Below are 16,474 nucleotides of genomic sequence, written 5' to 3' on the forward strand. Positions count from 1 at the left end.
AAGCGACTTCTATTAAACTACACCATAACTCCTTTTTCATCACGAGACCTTTCATGCGCAAAACCAAGATTGCTGGTATTTTACTGGCCGCAGCTTCTTCTGCTGTATTCTCTGCCGCAAGTGCTGCTAATGATGGCAGCATGAGCAACTTCAGCTACGACTACTTTGAAGCTCGTGTTGGTATTAGCCCTGTGACCTACGGCGTTGGTTTTAGCACGTCAATTCACCCTAATGCACACATTCGTGCAGAAATTGATAGTGAGTTCGAATCTGATTTCGATGCGACTGCTGCTATTGGTTTCCATGCGCCCGTTAACAACTGGGCTGACGTCTATGGCGAACTCGGCCTTCGTACCATGAAGCAACGCGGCCGTTTCGACAACGACACGGAACTTGGTGTTGAAGTTAACCTAGGTGTGCGTCAATGGTTGGGTCCACAATTAGAAGTAGGCGGTGAACTCGGTCACGTCTCCATTGATAGCGATGACGATATTTTCGGGTCAGTTTTTGGTCGCTTCCACGCAACCGAATTGTTCTCTCTTGGTGCTCAGATTCGCTTTAACGAAGCATATGGCGATCAATTCATGTTCACCACACGTTTCAAATACTAAGTTAGCATCATCAAAAAAGGCCTCAATGAGGCCTTTTTTCATCTCACGTTTCTACTCGCACGGAACAATTGTATAACCCGTCTCACTTTTTGCAGACTCAAGCTCACCGACCAATGTGAATCCCATCTCTTGCACGACTTTTAGGTCTCTCGCGTTTACGCTGTGAACCAAAATGTCCGCGGTTTTACCACCACACACACTCGCAAACATAAGATCATTTAATCTCGCACATTGGGATGATTCAACATTCACGCCAATCGACATGAGTTTGTCACGACTTTCTTGCGCGGTACTCCCAGTCGTCTCACACTGAACAGCCCCGCGACTCTGATAAACAGTCACATCTTTGCTTTGCTTAATCGCGCAGCCCGCAAGGCTGACTGTGATAAACAAACAACCTGTGACAATAAATTTTGAGGGGGTATTCCCTTTTAGTAAACGCATTAACCTTCTTCCTTGTTTGGGCCGCTCGGACTTTCATTCCAATCAACATTCACGTCGAGTAAATGAGCAACAGACAAACCTAATAACTCGATAACAATGCTCTGACCGTATAAATCGAACAGTTTTTCCAACGCCGCTGCCGCCTTTTCTTTGCCGCTAGAATCAGCACCAGTCGCGCCAAGAAAATACTTAATACAGTGAATGAATTTTGCTTCTTGGAGTGCAGCACACCACGTTGATTTAATTGTTTGATGTGACGTCGAGTCAATCAACCCAACAACATAGTGGAATACTTGCCCTTGAAAGGCTCCAGTCATTGATTCCTTCGTAGGAACAACACGCTGGATACCACTTCGACTTAATCCGGTGCGCTTAGCAATACTGCCATAGGTGACCGCATCCCAGCCATGTTCCATAAAAATATCAATAATGGTTTGATATATCAGTGCTTCCGTTTGCTGTGCACCTTCTTTGGTATTTTTCGCCATCAGTCCATTGTGCCCGCGTTAACATACTTCGTATCTTATATTTTAATGACTAACATAGACAGAAAACACACCCAACTCATTAACAATTCAATCGACATTTTGTCGACTTTTCGAGTTGCTCAAGCAACCACTGCCTAAACGCGACAATCTTTGCATTGTTCACGTGCTCTTCGCGGTATACCAGATAAAAACTAAAGGGAGACTTAACCGACTGCGCAATCGGCGTCACGAGTCGACCAGAGTGCAAGTAGTCTTGAATATATGCGGTACGGCCGATGGCGACCCCCATCCCTGAAGTTGCTGCTTCTAACGCAAGATCGGCGCGATCAAAACTATGATTCGTGCCATTTAACTCAACACCATTGGTATTGGCCCAGTAAAGCCATTCGTCACTTAAACTGGCGCTGGCCCAGGGGGCTGCATCATGAAGCAGTTGGCACTGAGCAAGTTGCTGGGGATTGTCATAAAGATTGTGATTCTTTGCATATTCAGGGCTGCAAACTGGCACAATGAAGTCATCAAGTAGATGATGAGTCGCTAGCCCAGTGTAACGCCCATGACCAAAATATATGGCACAATCAAAAGCTTCGGCTTTGAAATCAACCAAATCATTTCGAGTTCTAAGATGGAGCGTAACATCTGGAAATGTATCGGCGAATTGAGAAAGTCGAGGCACCAGCCATTTTTGCGCGAAAGTCGGCGGCGCAGAAATGATGAAATCACCAAATGGTCTAGCTCGATTGAGTTCCAATAACTTTTGGCTAATAGCCGAAAATTGCTCTGCGACCACTTGTTTTAGCTGCTCACCCTCATTAGTCAATGACAGGTGACGTGGACGTCGAATAAATAGCGACACCTCTAAACGCTGCTCGAGTTTTTTAATACGATGGCTAACAGCGCTTTGCGTTAGATGGAGCCGCTCTGCTGCTCGAGTAAAGCTCATTGTTTCCGCGACAATTGAAAAGCAGTGCAGACCTGCGAGCAACGAGGAAGATAGCTCAGGTAGTTTCATGACAAAGCCACTGTTTTTGATACGCATTTAAGGGACTGTAGCAATATTGGCTATGGACGTATAGGGGATGGTTAACGATGTCATAAAGACAAAAAGCTGCACAATGCAGCTTTTTTGGGGTGAGAATGGTGTGAAATTACACTGCGCGAAGAAGGTTTTGTTTAGTCTCTTCGCTTAACAAAGTGTAATGAACGCCCGATTGAGCGCCGGCAAACATCCACAGCAACTTGATATCAACATCGTATCCGTGTGCTTCCTGCACTTTTCGGAACAATTCTTCAGGGCTCATGGAGAAGAAAGTATCAACATCTTCTATCCCTGCTTTTTTAAGCATTCTTTCAATGGTCAAACGCAGATTAGGTAAATCACGAAGACGCTTGTTTAGCTTGGAATCGCGGTATTCTTTCTCTGCTACAGAGTTCACTACGGACTTTTTTACCATCGCGTCTAAACCTGTATCCGCTGCATTATAGAGATCCGTGATGTCGTAATAGTTAACAATCGCGGTTGAACTCTTCTTTACATGGACAAACTTTTTACACTCTTTTGCCAACAACGCGTCCGTTAAGTCTGCGCCACCGCGTAAGTAAATACGCTCTTCCTTAACCAGTGCAAACATTGCACCACTCACAAAAAAGCCGGTTCCGCCAAACATTGAGCGCTTCTCTGTTTCGCCAAACTGAGATAAGTACTCTACAAAGCCACTTTTAACTTCAAGCACAGGTGCCTCCTTTCTCCCCAACAGCCAATTCCTCGGCCAACATTCTGTAATTTCTCAACGCGAAATAATGATGCCGCATAAAGGCATAGAAAACCATGCACCAGATCACCTACCACGGCACACTGTAGCAAAAACGCAACATTCGTCACGGTTATGGTGTGTAATTTTTATGTATACACAATGTTAAATGAGCTATTGAACTCGCAATTTGGTGCAACCAATTGCACCAAGATTAGCTTACAAACGTTAATTCACTTCAAGTTTTGTCTTGAGACAGTCCTTAAACTTGCGTTTTCACCACTAATAATATTGTCAATTACCGGTGTGACAGATTTATTGGACAGTACGTGTTCAATTGGTATCTTTCGTTCAAGTTTATGTACATATGTGTTCCAATTAAAACGTAAGAGATCTACTATTTACACAGCGTTTTTTCGAGTCTAAAAAAATGGATCACCTATCGTTATTTTGGGTTACCCCAAACCGTGAAAAGCACCTCAAAGCTATAGAAACTGATTTCTTCCAACGTGTTTATCGTTCTTTAAAAGACGATACGTTAGCATTGCCCCCTATTCCCGATGTGGTAGTCAAACTCCAACAAGTATGTAACTCCCCGAATACCACAGTCAGAGATGTATCAACACTTCTCCTTGATGATGCAACGCTTACCGCTGCCGTGATTCGCTCGGCAAACTCTGCCGTCTTTAGTCCTAGAACGAATCGTCCATGCCATGATATCAATATGGCCGTTTCTCGATTGGGCATTCAACGCGTTCTCGGTATCGCCACGGCACATGCGATCCAATCATTGAAAAACAATGCTCACTTCAGCGTTGAATGTAATGGGCTGCTCAAGAAAAGTGCACAGGCGTCGCGAGAATTTGCCTCTACAATGGCTCTCCTATGTCAGAAGGTTAAAAACTACGATGACGATGGGATTGCTCTTGAAGTAGAAAAGTCGCTACTCATTGGGCTTCTCGCAGACATTGGTATCTACAGTGCTGTAAAGGCTTATCAGCAGTACTCTAATGAAGGCAATTACCTCGATTTTGATATTGCCAGTCACGTTTTCTACGCAGTGAGTAAAGAAGCCAGTCGATTTATCCTTAAGAGTTGGGGATTTGATTTAGACTTTGTTGAAGTATCTTTAAATCGCCACATTCGCCGAACTGGTGAAGACATCACCTATCTAGATGTTGCAAAAATGGCCAATCACTTGCTCATGTTCCGTGCGAATGATGAAGACATTGATGATCACGACGTTGAAATAACCCTCGCAGGTGCGGAAGCCCTTTATGAACTATCCAACCTGAACGAAACAGATTTTCGTCACCAGTTGAGTGGTATTATTAACAACTGCGGTTTTTAAGCCGCTCTTTGCCGGGACAAAGATTGACCTAGTTGGAAGACCACTGATACTCTCATCTCGGTTTTCTTTTTTATCAATAAGGTCTTAACTCGATGCTCCCCGGCATGCTTTATATTTTCCTTCCACTCGTTGTTGGTTATTTAATCCCCATTAAAAGTGCCTCATTGCTTGATACCATCAATCGATCTACGTCTCGATTGGTGTTTGTCATCCTAGGTCTGATGGGTCTGAGCCTGGCTGGTTTGGATAATCTCAGTAGCAACTTAAATCAAATTCTTTTGCTTAGCGTTACCTTCTTTTTCTGTATAGGTGTCGCTAATCTACTGGCGTTGCCAATCCTAGATTTCATTCTGAAAACCAAAACTGAACAACACAAACAAACGATCCCACTTTCACAAATGGTGATGGAATCTGTGAAGCTTGTATTTGTCGTTGGCGGCGGATTGATACTAGGACTTCTACTTCCTATTCCCCTAGATTGGGTTGACCCTGCGAGTGAAGGTATCCTGCTAATATTGCTTTTCCTGATCGGTATTCAGCTCCGAAACAGCGGTATGACACTCAAGCAAATAATTCTAAACAAGAAAGGACTCAGTGTTGCCTTGGTCGTCATTGTCACGTCTCTATTGGGTGGTCTTCTTGCCGCATGGCTTCTCGAGCTTCCCTACAATCATGGTCTTGCTATGGCATCCGGTTTTGGTTGGTATTCTTTGGCGGGTATTTTGATGGGTGATGCACTCGGTCCAGTATACGGTGGTGCATCTTTCTTACTTGAGCTCACTCGTGAGCTTGTCGCGATTATCCTTATTCCTATATTTATTGGCCGTTATCCGTTAACCGCCATCGGTTATGGTGGTGCAACATCCATGGATTTCACGCTACCCATCATCCAAACCACAGGTGGGGTAAAATGCGTTCCTATCGCGATTGTCAGCGGTTTTATCCTGAGTCTTCTCGTACCCATACTTATGCTATTTTTTGTATCGCTATAGTGTGTCGCGCACAAAAGAAATAACTGAACAAGAAATAGAAAAGGAGAGCGAATGCTCTCCTTTTTATCATCAAACGTTGGGGGAATAACGATTGATATTAATTATTGCGAATCCACTCATCCATGTCTGATTTCAAGTTGTCAGATTTAGTACCGAAGATTGCCTGAACGCCGCCGCCAGCGATAACTACGCCTGCCGCACCCAGTTTCTTCAATCTGTCTTGGTCAACAGCATCAACACTTGCTACAGCAACGCGCAAACGTGTGATACATGCGTCTAAGTTAGTGATGTTTTCTTTACCACCAAACGCCATCACCAACTCTTTCGCCATATCAGAACCAACACCAACTGCCGCTGTTTTTTCTTCATCATCATCTTCACGACCTGGCGTTTTCAGATCCAGCTTCACGATAGCAACGCGGAATACAACGTAGTAGAACACGGCGTACATCATACCCAGCAGCGGGAACAACCACATTTTCTGAGAGTTTGCAGACAATACAACGAAGTCAATCAAACCGTGTGAGAAAGACGTGCCATGAACCATACCCAAGGTGTTAGTGATGACATACGCAGTACCAGCAAGGATAGCGTGGATAACATACAGCACTGGCGCAACGAACAGGAATGCAAACTCGATAGGTTCTGTAATACCTGTTAGGAATGAGGTCAGCGCAGCAGACACCATGATACCGCCCACTTTCGCGCGGTTTTCTGGTTTTGCGGTGTGCCACATTGCAATAGCAGCAGCAGGCAAGCCAAACATCTTGAACATGAAGCCGCCAGCCAACTGACCAAAGCCGTTACCTGCGGCACGTGTTGCTTCATCAGCAACCATATAGCAAGTCAGGATACCAGTACGTGCTTCACCAGCAGGCGTCACACATTGACCCGCTTCATAGAAGAATGGTGCGTTCCAGATGTGGTGCAAACCAAACGGGATAAGTGAACGCTCGACCAGACCATAGATACCGAATGCCACTTGTGGATTTTGAACGGATGCCCAGTTAGAGAAAGACGCGATCATCGCACCGATTGGTGGCCAGATGAAAGACAGACCAATTGCCAAGAATATGCTCAGAAAACCAGTAATAATGGGTACAGAGCGCTTACCCGCGAAGAAGCCTAGGTAATCTGGAAGTTGAATACGGAAGAAACGGTTGAACGCCCATGCGGCAACACCACCAGCAAGGATACCACCCAGTACGCCAGTTTCAATCGCGCCTACACCGAACACTTCACCCATAACACCTAGGGTGTTAACCATGATGTAGTAACCAACAATAGCAGCAAGGCCTGCCACACCATCATTGTTAGTGAAACCCAGTGCAACACCGACTGCAAACAGAAGGCCCATGTGACCGAAAACGGCGTCACCAGCACTCATCATGATGGTTGAAACGACACTTGGTAGCCAAGAGAAATCGGCAGCACCAACACCTAACAAAATACCGGCGACTGGCATAACTGATACTGGAAGCATCAGCGCCTTACCGACTTTTTGCATATTCGCAAAGAGGTTTTTAAACATATGTAGCTCCTGAAATATGTAGGGTTGAGCTTGAACTCAGATCCGATTCTAGCTCTCGACAACCCGGAAACAATGTTATTCGCTGATTAATATAGGCCTGCTGTTACAGAGACTCTATGTAACATGACATGGGTATTCAGAAACCAAATATAGATCACATCAGACACTGAGATAATAGCATTTTTGATACTATCTAAATCATTGATTAAAATTAATTTTTTATGAATATGGAGTACTTAACACCCAAGTGGGTTTGTGCCAGGGGATCGAGGAAGGAACGTTATTTCATGTAACGAAATAACGCTTAATTTTATCTCTTAGTTACATAGTATTGCACAGATTTTAAGACTTGCCTGTCGCATTTTCAGACCAATAACATGATTGCGATGTATTCGATTGTGTAGATTACGTTGAACTGCTTATGGAAGAGAAAAGACCAACGTGATGAAACGACTATTTGTATTGCTCCCCGTTGTTTTTATTGTCGCATGCAACACAACACTGCTTAACGACCCGATCGCACCTGACACATCTTGGCAGCACACAACATTAGAAAACGGTTTGAACGTGCACATACGAAATCAAAAAGGTGCGCCAGTCTCCATCCGCCTTCTCGTTCACACGGGTTCAATCGACGAAGATAAGGACCAAAAAGGATACGCTCACTTTCTTGAACACATGGCATTCAATGGCAGTGATAACTTCCCAAAAAACGATGTCATTAAGCTGTTTGGCGATGCTGGGCTCAACTTTGGACAACACCTCAATGCGTTCACTTATCATGATTGGACGTTCTACAAGCTGGATTTGCCCGATAACAGCCATTTGCCGCATGCGCTCGATTGGTTCAAAGATATTTCCACAGGCTTAACCCTCTCTCCTGATGCGGTCAACGCAGAAAAAGGGGTCGTACTCGGCGAACTTCGTCGACAAGAGGCATCTAAAGGTTCAATCAATTTCAAAGCCCACATGGCATTAGCGGAAGATGCTTATGAAGGGAATGTTAATGTCCTTGGCTCTCGCGAGTCGATAACCAATATTTCCACGGAAAGATTACAAGACTACTATCAGGCCAACTATACACCTAATCGCACCGAGCTAGTCATTAGCGGTGATATTGACAAAGCAAACATAGAAACGCTTATTCGCTCAACATTTGGTCGCTGGACCAACCAAGAGAACACCAATAGAAACAGTCAACTCGCCCAATTTAATCCCGAACCACTCACTATCACCACTGCCGACAGTGAATTCCCATCTTTCACGCTCATTTTCAAACCAGAACAAAATGCGTTAACTGAAGGTGTTCACTTTGAGCAATATGCCAATCAAGTGATGCTTGCCAACGCCATCAACACACGCTTGAATGGCAGAGCATCAGACACACAAGCCCCCGTTCAATTCGTTTCAAGTTCGACGGCTTATTGGCTTGGTTTACCCCAGCTAACAATTAGTGTGGCTTTTGAACCTAACAATCGCGACGCGGCGATGACATTTCTAGCACATGAACTCGCTACCCTCAGAGATCACGGCCTCAGCTCACTTGAAATCGATGCGCAAGAAACCGCTTTTGCCAATAACGAGCAAAATATGAAGGAAAACTGGGCTGCGAGGGATTTTGCTGACGAGAAATTGAACAACCTAATAAACAACACTCAAACGCTTTCTCAAGCTCAGCGCACTGAACTTTCTAAACGCTATGTCACTCTTGCGGACAAAGAATACTTCAACAAACAGTTGCGTCTTCTGCTAGGTAAAAAAGACGTTAAGCCCATTACGGGACTCGAGTTCAACCAAGCCCTAGATGGAAACACGAACAAGCGAGTTGCTGCTAATTTAAAAGCCTTTAACGACACCTTCCAAGCCAAAGGCCAACGACTGATACTCCCTGACGCCATTGACGCATTCCCTCAACCTGAGACAAAAGGCGATATTACCGCGATGGTATCCGTTGCGCCGGATACCACCAAGTTCACGTTGAGCAACAATGTCACGGTGTATCTCAGACATATGCCTGATGCCGGAGACACCGTCTACCTCTATGCCGGATCTCAAGGCGGTATCGCTTCGTTACCCCAAACATTAAGGCCTGCCGCTTATATGTCACCTGGCGCCTACGCGCTGACAGGATTAGGTGGAATGTCATCCACTGACTTCAATCGGTTTATGGTCAAAAACAAAAGCTATTTAGAACCCATGATTGATGAAAATAGGCATGGTATTTACGGGGAAGCACCGCGAGAATCTTTGCCAGTGCTTTTAGCGGCTCTTCATCAAGCCTATCAGCATGCAACCGTGGATAAAGTAAAGTTTGAACAACACAAAGCGACGTTTGTGGCCAACCAAAAGCAATTCCATGATTCTCTCGATGGCAAGTCGTACTTTTCTTTTAACAAAAGCATATATTCGCCATCGTCACCGAGATATGGCTTCGATCCAGAACAATATCAAGCAGTCACAGTAGAACAAGTCAAAGATGCCTATCAACAGCTTTTTCAGGTTAACCGAGGGCTAACCATCGTGATCGCAGGTAACCTCTCAGAAGACGAGCTAAAGCCATTTGCACGCACATATCTCGCAGGTATTACGTTTGATGAAAAAGCCCCCAAGCCGAAGTACGACCTAGGCATTAAAACATCGAAAACTGAGATTGTTTACGCCTTCGGCCTCGCGGTAATAACGTCGAGTTTGTTACTGCATTGATAAATTCAGCCCCAGCCAAAACAACCCGCGATCGGTTCATTGGCGATATGGCGGGCCGTATTATGACGCAAAGATTACTTGAAGATATTCGCGAAGAGGCGAGTTTGGACTATTCACCGTACTCCTTTGTAATGTGGCCTGATGGCGCAAAACAGCAGATGTTTATGTTTGTATCGAATGTGTCATTGCTCAAGCGCGAGCAGGCGAAAGATCGCATTGGTCAGGTCGTTGACTCGTTAGGAGATGGCATTACAGAACAGGAGTTCTCAAGCACCGTCGCCCAGCTTTCTCAAGCACTGAAAGATGGACTTATTCTCCCCAAAGAACAAGCGAGAATGATGTTTGACTACGTGCTATACGGTTCAGATCCTTTAGCCGTCATCAACCCTGACTCCATGCTGGAAGCCATTACTAAAGAAGAGTTAGAAAGCTATATGGCAGGTTTCGTGAGTAAAAATGCCATTCGCTATGAGATAACAAATTTGCCTTCAGCAAACTAAAAAGAAGCCGGGCATCAGCCCGGCTTCTTTTTATCAATCTGTAAAATCAAACTTTCAGTATCTCTATCGCTTCGCTTGAGAGAACAATTTGAAGAAGTTCTCTGTGGTGACTTTCGCCACTTCCTCACCGGATACGCCTTTCAGCAAACCGACATAGTCAGCAACTTCTTTCACGTAAGCAGGTTGGTTTTCTTTGCCGCGATACGGGATCGGCGCCAAATACGGTGAATCTGTCTCCACCAGCAGTTTTTCCAGCGGCAGACGGCGCACCACGTCTTTCAGTTCGGACGCTTTATTAAACGTTACAATGCCTGAAATTGAGATATAGAAACCCAGCTCAATCGCGGCTTCTGCCATCTCAAAACTTTCAGTAAAGCAGTGGAGCACACCCCCCACATTCTGAGCATTCTCTTCACGCAGTATTTGCAACGTGTCTTCACGGGCCATGCGTGTGTGAATAATAAGGGGCTTATTCAACTCTACTGCAATACGTACATGCTGACGAAAAGCGTCTTTTTGTTTATCTGCTAACTCTGGCTGATAGTGGTAATCCAACCCCGTTTCACCAATAGCCACAACGCGGTCATCAGACGCCAATTGTTTCAAGGTCTCGTAATCGAAGCCTTCTTCAATATCGAGCGGATGAACCCCACAAGACGCAAACACGTTATCAAACGGGCGAATCAACTCCATCATGTTTGGGAAGCTTTTCAGCGTCACGCCGACAGACAGTAAATAATCAACACCGCGCGCTTTGGCCTTTTCGACCACGTCAGCAACATCGGTGTGTAATTCGTCATAGTTAAGTTTGTCGAGGTGGCAATGCGAGTCGACTAGCACGTCACTTTCTCCGGTTAGCAAAATGATTGAAGCGCGGGATTATACGGTAATCTTCGCGCTAAATTAATTTATTCATTGAAGCCTGATAACCAGCGACTCAGGAGAAGTTCACTGTTCAGCCCTGTGTGTCTTGTAAGTTCAGCTTTCAACTTGTTTAAGGCCATCAACTGAGACGTAACCTTCGATGGGTTAACCGCCTTACTAATGGCATTGAGTTGTGCGGTTGAATCACAATGCACAATAGCCTCTTGAGACCCTTGCTGAGTCTTCATCACATCAAGCAATAAGAAGCTTAGCCAGTTCAAGCCATCTCTCTGGGCCTTCGCCAGCAGATCCGTCAGCGTAAATAAGCCTTGTTGTGTAGAAACAAAGCTAACGAAAGCACTCAGCAAGGCTTCGTGTTTACCAACGTTGCCATTTTCTATAAAGGCTTTCGCCGCCAAAGGAGCGCCACGGTTGATGCGAATAACCTGCAAAGGCACAGAGTCAAACAACCCACTTTCAACCCAACGCTTCACCACCGCTTCTTCTGGCAGTTTAGGTTTCCATTTATTACAACGACTGACAACTGTAGGCAACATGCTGTCCATGGACTCGCAAAGCAAGATAAAGTGGCAGCTTGTAGGCGGTTCTTCGAGGGTTTTGAGTAGCGCATTCGCAGCAGCTTCACCCATACTGTCTGCGTTTTGAACCAAGATGACGCGTTCACCGCCAAGTTGCGACGTTTCCCACGCATACTTGTTTCCCGCTCGAACCGCATCGACGCCCAACTGTTTGCCTTCCGCTTCTGGCTTTAGCCAATGGAAATCAGGATGGGTGTCGGCATCAAATAACTGGCAGCTATGACAAACACCGCAAGGTTCGGTCACGCCATTTTTACACAAAATCGTTTTTGCGAGCGTGGCGGCAAGCGCTAACTTACCACTCCCTTTCGGGGCGCTCAGCAATACTGCATGGTGCAGGCGATCTTGACCCAGTAAGTGTTGCCAGTTTTGCCATAGCTCTTGATGCCAAGGATACAGGTTAGCCTGCATGATTCAGCCACGTTTCTAATGCATTGCGAATGTCTTTAGTGACGTTTTCAATCGACTGTGATGCGTCGATAATCACAACACTGTCATCAGCATTCGCCATTTCTAAGTAACGCTCACGAGTACGGTGGAAGAAATCAAGTTGCATTTTTTCAATGCGATCGAGTTCTCCACGTGCTTTAGCACGAGAAAGGCCAATCGCAGGATCGAGATCCATGTATAAGGTAAAATCTGGACGAAAGTCCCCAAGCACGGTATCACGCAGGTTTTGCATCAAGGCTTTATCAAAGCCACGACCACCACCTTGATAGGCTTGCGAAGACATATCATGGCGATCACCCACTACATAAGCGCCGCGTGTCAACGCAGGCTTAATGACATTGTCGACCAATTGAATCCGTGCCGCATAGAGCAACAACAGCTCAGCCATGTCCGTCAAAGGCTCATCAGGGTGCCCTTCTTTGACCAGCGCACGCATTTGCTCAGCCAACGGCGTACCGCCGGGTTCGCGCGTTGTTTCAATATCTGAAATCCCACAGTCTTTCAGGGTTTCAATCACGTTATGGATAGCGGTAGTTTTCCCCGCACCTTCCAAACCTTCTACGACGATAAATTTTCCGTTATTCATTGGGCTCTTAATATCTTGAGATACTGTCTTACTGCACGGTTATGTTCCGCGAGCGTTCTAGAAAACGTGTGTCCGCCGAGACCATCGGCAACAAAATAAAAATACGGGGTATCCGATGGATTAGCGGCAGCAATAATGGACGCCTTACCCGGCATCGCAATCGGTGTAGGTGGCAATCCGTTAATCGTATATGTGTTGTAAGGCGTTGGCGTGCGCAAATCTTTCTTGCGAATATTGCCATCATACTTATCGCCCATACCGTAAATCACTGTTGGGTCCGTTTGTAGTCGCATACCCTTGTTTAATCGGTTAACGAATACAGACGCCACCTTTTCACGCTCTCGGTCTACTGCCGTTTCTTTTTCAATGATCGACGCCAGCGTTAATAAATCATACTCCGATTTAATCGGTAGGCCTTCTTCACGTGTTTCCCATGCTTGTTGTAACGCATTTTGAAGCTGGCTTGATGCACGTTTCAGGAGCGCCATATCACTTTCACCCGCCACATAATGGTAGGTTTCAGGTAGCAGCAGCCCTTCAAGTTTATCAACGTTCACACCCAATGCTTTAGCAATGTCAGCTTCTGACATGTCCGCGGTGTCATGCGTAATTTGAGGGGTTTCAGCTAACTGCTTACGCCATTCTTTAAACGTACTGCCCTCAACAAAGGTAATCGCAAATTGGTGCTCTTTGGCTGAACGCGCTACAACAAACACATCAGCTAATGTCATACCCGGCTGAATTTGATAGGTACCCGCTTTTAGTCGCGTCAGTTCCGGATGTGTTTTTGCTGCCCAACGTGCCCACTGAGAGCTTGGAATAACGCCTTCTGAGACAAGCTTACGCGTGAAAGAGTGGTAGTTTGAGCCTTCTGGTACTTTGATCAATTGGCTTTGTTCAATTTCAATGGGCTCATTCACATAGCTTTCAATTTGACCATGCACCCAATATGCGCCGCCCATTGCAGCTACAACGAAAAACAATAAAATCAGGGCGATTTTTTTTATCACGCACTCAACCTCAAGGTAATTGCTCTACATGCTAAAAAACTGCTGTAGAATGTTTTTTCTACACAACGAACAGGCACTAATCCCATCACTGCATTGGTTATAAATATTTCATCTGCATCGATAAGCACGTCTGGTTCAGCAGAAACAATACTGACGTGAAACCCTTCTCCGGGCGCCGCGTTGATCACTTCTGCGCGCATTGTACCTTCAACGCCCGACAACGAAAGCTCAGGCGTAAACAAGTTATCGCCTCTTCGCCAAAATAAATTAGACGCAGACGTTTCAATCAACTTGCCATTGAGATCGCAAACCACGCCGTCATCAAGACCTAAAGCGTCGACTTCTTGCTTAATCAACACTTGCTCAAGCCGATTAAGGTGTTTTAGACCAGCAAGAGGCGACAAACCAAGACGCTGCTGCAACATTCCCATCTGAATACCCTTTTCACGCCATTGTTCATAATGCGCAGGGTAAGGATGGGTCGATACGACAACATTTGGGGTTTGGCAGCCTTGAGGGCTGTATCCTCGCCCGCCGCTACCGCGCGTGATCAATATTTTAACGATCGCCTCTGCCTTATCCTTCTGAGAAAGCGAGACTGATTCAGCCCAAGCGGTCAGCAAATCCCAATCTATGCCTTGAATACCGAGCGTTTCAGTATTTGACGTCAAACGCGCCAAATGAAGTGGTCATGAACGCAACACGCCGTGGTTTGACAGCATGGTGGTATAACATCCATCACCATATTGCAGCCCCCTATCCGACAACGGCAGGTGATCAGAAGCTTGTCCGTTGAGCAGGATCATCGTTCATCCTTGAAATGCAGATAAAAAAACGGCCCGATATCAACTATCGAGCCGTTCTAGTCTATCAAAAAAACTTACATTTTTTTGAAGATTAACGAGCCATTTGTGCCACCAAAGCCGAAAGAGTTACAGAGTGCATACTCCATGTTCACTTGGCGTGCTTCGTGAGGAACGTAATCAAGATCACAACCTTCATCAAGATTATCGAGGTTAATCGTTGGCGCTACCGCCTGATCAACCAAAGACATGATGGTAAAGATAGATTCAGCAGAGCCCGCAGCACCCAACAAGTGACCGGTCATCGACTTAGTCGAAGACACCATAGTTTTGTCAGCCGCTGCACCCATTGCTAAACGAATGCCTTTGGTTTCAGCCACATCCCCCGCTGGAGTAGACGTACCATGCGCGTTAATGTAACCGATATCTTCCGGTGTGATGCCTGCATCGCGGATCGCTGCTTTCATTGCCAGCGCACCGCCTGAACCGTCTGCACTTGGCGACGTCATGTGGTACGCGTCTCCGCTCATACCAAAACCGACTAATTCACAGTAGATTTTCGCGCCACGTGCTTTAGCAAACTCGTATTCTTCAAGAACGATCACACCAGCACCATCACCCAGAACAAAACCGTCACGGTCTTTATCCCACGGGCGTGATGCCGACTGTGGATCATCATTACGGGTAGACAGTGCTTTAGCCGCGGCGAAACCACCGATACCTAGCTCTGTAGAGGCTTTTTCTGCACCACCGGCAACCATTGCGTCAACATCACCATATGCAATCATACGGGCAGCGTGACCGATGTTGTGAAGTCCAGTAGTACAAGCCGTTGAAATCGCGATGTTTGGACCGCGAAGACCGTAATTAATTGAAACGTGACCGGCGATCATATTAACGATGGTCGACGGTACAAAAAATGGACTAATTTTGCGTGGGCCTTTTGCGACATACGCACGGTGGTTGGACTCAATTAAGCCAAGGCCACCAATACCAGAGCCGATGGCAACACCAATGCGCTCTGCATTCTCTTCTGTGACTTCTAAACCTGAATCTTCAAGTGCTTGCACACTTGCAGCGATACCGTACTGGATAAACAAATCCATTTTTTTGGCATCTTTCTTAGAGATGTAATCTTCACAGTTGAAATCATTCACCATCCCAGCAAATTGGGTTGCGAAACCAGTGGTATCGAAATGTTGGATGGTTTGAATACCGCTTTGGCCAGCCAGCAAGGCTTTCCAAGAAGATTCAACGGTGTTACCTACAGGTGATAACATCCCCATGCCAGTGACTACAACACGACGCTTAGACACGATGATATTCTCCGAGAAAAGGTGTTATTTGAAATTTTCGGGGTCTTAGAAAAAACTCAGGCGGTCAAGTGACCGCCTGGAAGGATCTTGTTCTGATTACTCAGACGCGCCTACAACGTAATCAATCGCTGCTTGGACGGTAGTGATCTTCTCTGCTTCTTCGTCTGGAATCTCGGTATCGAATTCTTCTTCCAGAGCCATTACCAACTCAACTGTGTCCAGTGAGTCTGCACCTAGGTCGTCTACGAAAGATGCTTCGTTTTTAACTTCAGCTTCGTCTACGCCCAATTGCTCAATGATGATTTTTTTAACGCGTTCTTCGATGTTGCTCATATTAATACTATTCCTTACAAGATTCGCAGATGCGATATGTGCAGTAGTTTATTCAATAATGTGGACTTTGCAACACCCTATATGCTGGTCAAACCACGATATGCTCGATAAACAGCCGGAGTTTGACCTGTATCATTTAGTG

17 protein-coding genes are annotated in these 16,474 nt (G+C 45.7%); 5 read left to right on the forward strand and 12 right to left on the reverse strand.

Translation table 11 applies throughout. The annotated features are described in order from the left end of the window. Positions 1 to 53 precede the first annotated feature (53 nt). Positions 54 to 611 (forward strand): outer membrane beta-barrel protein, encoded by a 558-nt coding sequence (locus AC3CIC_RS09655; RefSeq protein WP_488514465.1) that lies wholly within the window; start codon positions 54 to 56, stop codon positions 609 to 611. A gap of 51 nt (positions 612 to 662) precedes the next feature. On the opposite strand, the gene AC3CIC_RS09660 is transcribed toward AC3CIC_RS09655, so the two are convergent. From AC3CIC_RS09660 to AC3CIC_RS09675, 4 genes are all read right to left on the reverse strand, one after another. Continuing rightward, positions 663 to 1,055: a hypothetical protein gene (locus tag AC3CIC_RS09660; RefSeq protein WP_488514466.1), complete on the reverse strand. Its 393-nt coding sequence runs from the start codon at positions 1,053 to 1,055 to the stop codon at positions 663 to 665. Then, positions 1,055 to 1,543 (reverse strand): TetR/AcrR family transcriptional regulator, encoded by a 489-nt coding sequence (locus AC3CIC_RS09665; protein ID WP_488514467.1) that lies wholly within the window; start codon positions 1,541 to 1,543, stop codon positions 1,055 to 1,057. The genes AC3CIC_RS09660 and AC3CIC_RS09665 overlap by 1 nt, the downstream gene beginning before the upstream one ends. Before the next feature lie 79 nt (positions 1,544 to 1,622). Continuing rightward, a complete protein-coding gene (gene dsdC, locus AC3CIC_RS09670; protein WP_488514468.1) occupies positions 1,623 to 2,582 on the reverse strand; it encodes a DNA-binding transcriptional regulator DsdC in 960 nt (319 codons plus the stop codon). Between the two features lie 109 nt (positions 2,583 to 2,691). Continuing rightward, positions 2,692 to 3,276: a TfoX/Sxy family DNA transformation protein gene (locus AC3CIC_RS09675; RefSeq protein ID WP_394210050.1), complete on the reverse strand. Its 585-nt coding sequence runs from the start codon at positions 3,274 to 3,276 to the stop codon at positions 2,692 to 2,694. 448 nt (positions 3,277 to 3,724) lie between these two features. Between AC3CIC_RS09675 and AC3CIC_RS09680 the strand changes: the two genes are divergently transcribed. Together AC3CIC_RS09680 and AC3CIC_RS09685 are read left to right on the forward strand one after the other, a co-directional pair. Next, positions 3,725 to 4,645 (forward strand): HDOD domain-containing protein, encoded by a 921-nt coding sequence (locus AC3CIC_RS09680; protein WP_488514469.1) that lies wholly within the window; start codon positions 3,725 to 3,727, stop codon positions 4,643 to 4,645. A gap of 92 nt (positions 4,646 to 4,737) precedes the next feature. Next, positions 4,738 to 5,637, forward strand: coding sequence for a LysO family transporter (locus AC3CIC_RS09685; RefSeq protein ID WP_016961398.1), 900 nt, complete (start codon positions 4,738 to 4,740; stop codon positions 5,635 to 5,637). Positions 5,638 to 5,734: 97 nt separating this feature from the next. On the opposite strand, the gene ptsG is transcribed toward AC3CIC_RS09685, so the two are convergent. Next, a complete protein-coding gene (ptsG, locus tag AC3CIC_RS09690) occupies positions 5,735 to 7,168 on the reverse strand; it encodes a PTS glucose transporter subunit IIBC (protein ID WP_016961396.1) in 1,434 nt (477 codons plus the stop codon). Positions 7,169 to 7,612: 444 nt separating this feature from the next. Here ptsG and AC3CIC_RS09695 point away from each other — a divergent pair, with 444 nt between their 5' ends. Continuing rightward, complete coding sequence (locus tag AC3CIC_RS09695) at positions 7,613 to 9,871, forward strand: M16 family metallopeptidase (protein ID WP_488514470.1); 2,259 nt, start codon at positions 7,613 to 7,615, stop codon at positions 9,869 to 9,871. A gap of 62 nt (positions 9,872 to 9,933) precedes the next feature. Continuing rightward, a complete protein-coding gene (locus AC3CIC_RS09700) occupies positions 9,934 to 10,371 on the forward strand; it encodes a hypothetical protein (protein WP_488514471.1) in 438 nt (145 codons plus the stop codon). A 63-nt stretch (positions 10,372 to 10,434) separates the two neighbouring features. On the opposite strand, the gene AC3CIC_RS09705 is transcribed toward AC3CIC_RS09700, so the two are convergent. The 7 genes from AC3CIC_RS09705 to acpP all read right to left on the reverse strand — a co-directional run bounded on the left by AC3CIC_RS09705 (position 10,435) and on the right by acpP (position 16,332). Next, entirely contained in the window at positions 10,435 to 11,211 is a 777-nt protein-coding gene (locus AC3CIC_RS09705; RefSeq protein ID WP_394210040.1) for a TatD family hydrolase, read from the reverse strand. 68 nt (positions 11,212 to 11,279) lie between these two features. Then, positions 11,280 to 12,245, reverse strand: coding sequence for a DNA polymerase III subunit delta' (gene holB, locus AC3CIC_RS09710; RefSeq protein WP_488514472.1), 966 nt, complete (start codon positions 12,243 to 12,245; stop codon positions 11,280 to 11,282). Continuing rightward, on the reverse strand, positions 12,235 to 12,870 hold the full coding sequence (gene tmk / locus AC3CIC_RS09715) for a dTMP kinase (RefSeq protein ID WP_016961392.1): 636 nt from the start codon (positions 12,868 to 12,870) through the stop codon (positions 12,235 to 12,237). Before tmk ends, holB begins: the two co-directional genes overlap by 11 nt. Then, positions 12,867 to 13,880, reverse strand: a complete 1,014-nt coding sequence (gene mltG, locus AC3CIC_RS09720; RefSeq protein WP_016961391.1) for an endolytic transglycosylase MltG — start codon at positions 13,878 to 13,880, stop codon at positions 12,867 to 12,869. Before mltG ends, tmk begins: the two co-directional genes overlap by 4 nt. Next, a complete protein-coding gene (pabC, locus tag AC3CIC_RS09725) occupies positions 13,877 to 14,560 on the reverse strand; it encodes an aminodeoxychorismate lyase (RefSeq protein WP_488514473.1) in 684 nt (227 codons plus the stop codon). Before pabC ends, mltG begins: the two co-directional genes overlap by 4 nt. Before the next feature lie 200 nt (positions 14,561 to 14,760). Continuing rightward, the gene (gene fabF / locus AC3CIC_RS09730; protein WP_016961389.1) at positions 14,761 to 15,999 is read right to left on the reverse strand and encodes a beta-ketoacyl-ACP synthase II; all 1,239 of its coding nucleotides are present in this window, start codon (positions 15,997 to 15,999) and stop codon (positions 14,761 to 14,763) included. A gap of 96 nt (positions 16,000 to 16,095) precedes the next feature. Then, positions 16,096 to 16,332, reverse strand: coding sequence for an acyl carrier protein (acpP, locus tag AC3CIC_RS09735; protein ID WP_016961388.1), 237 nt, complete (start codon positions 16,330 to 16,332; stop codon positions 16,096 to 16,098). Between the last annotated feature and the right edge of the window lie 142 nt (positions 16,333 to 16,474).

The sequence above is a fragment of the Enterovibrio sp. QJM3NY_24 genome, from assembly GCF_057786035.1.

Bases quoted from the DNA above. Each gene is read 5' to 3' on its own strand.
- AC3CIC_RS09680 (WP_488514469.1), top strand. From the start codon at position 3,725: ATGGATCACCTATCGTTATTTTGGGTTACCCCAAACCGTGAAAAGCAC.
- AC3CIC_RS09700 (WP_488514471.1), top strand. From the start codon at position 9,934: ATGACGCAAAGATTACTTGAAGATATTCGCGAAGAGGCGAGTTTGGAC.
- AC3CIC_RS09660 (WP_488514466.1), bottom strand. From the start codon at position 1,055: ATGCGTTTACTAAAAGGGAATACCCCCTCAAAATTTATTGTCACAGGT.
- AC3CIC_RS09685 (WP_016961398.1), top strand. From the start codon at position 4,738: ATGCTCCCCGGCATGCTTTATATTTTCCTTCCACTCGTTGTTGGTTAT.
- acpP (WP_016961388.1), bottom strand. From the start codon at position 16,332: ATGAGCAACATCGAAGAACGCGTTAAAAAAATCATCATTGAGCAATTG.
- AC3CIC_RS09655 (WP_488514465.1), top strand. From the start codon at position 54: ATGCGCAAAACCAAGATTGCTGGTATTTTACTGGCCGCAGCTTCTTCT.
- AC3CIC_RS09665 (WP_488514467.1), bottom strand. From the start codon at position 1,543: ATGGCGAAAAATACCAAAGAAGGTGCACAGCAAACGGAAGCACTGATA.
- AC3CIC_RS09695 (WP_488514470.1), top strand. From the start codon at position 7,613: ATGAAACGACTATTTGTATTGCTCCCCGTTGTTTTTATTGTCGCATGC.
- ptsG (WP_016961396.1), bottom strand. From the start codon at position 7,168: ATGTTTAAAAACCTCTTTGCGAATATGCAAAAAGTCGGTAAGGCGCTG.
- holB (WP_488514472.1), bottom strand. From the start codon at position 12,245: ATGCAGGCTAACCTGTATCCTTGGCATCAAGAGCTATGGCAAAACTGG.
- tmk (WP_016961392.1), bottom strand. From the start codon at position 12,870: ATGAATAACGGAAAATTTATCGTCGTAGAAGGTTTGGAAGGTGCGGGG.
- dsdC (WP_488514468.1), bottom strand. From the start codon at position 2,582: ATGCGTATCAAAAACAGTGGCTTTGTCATGAAACTACCTGAGCTATCT.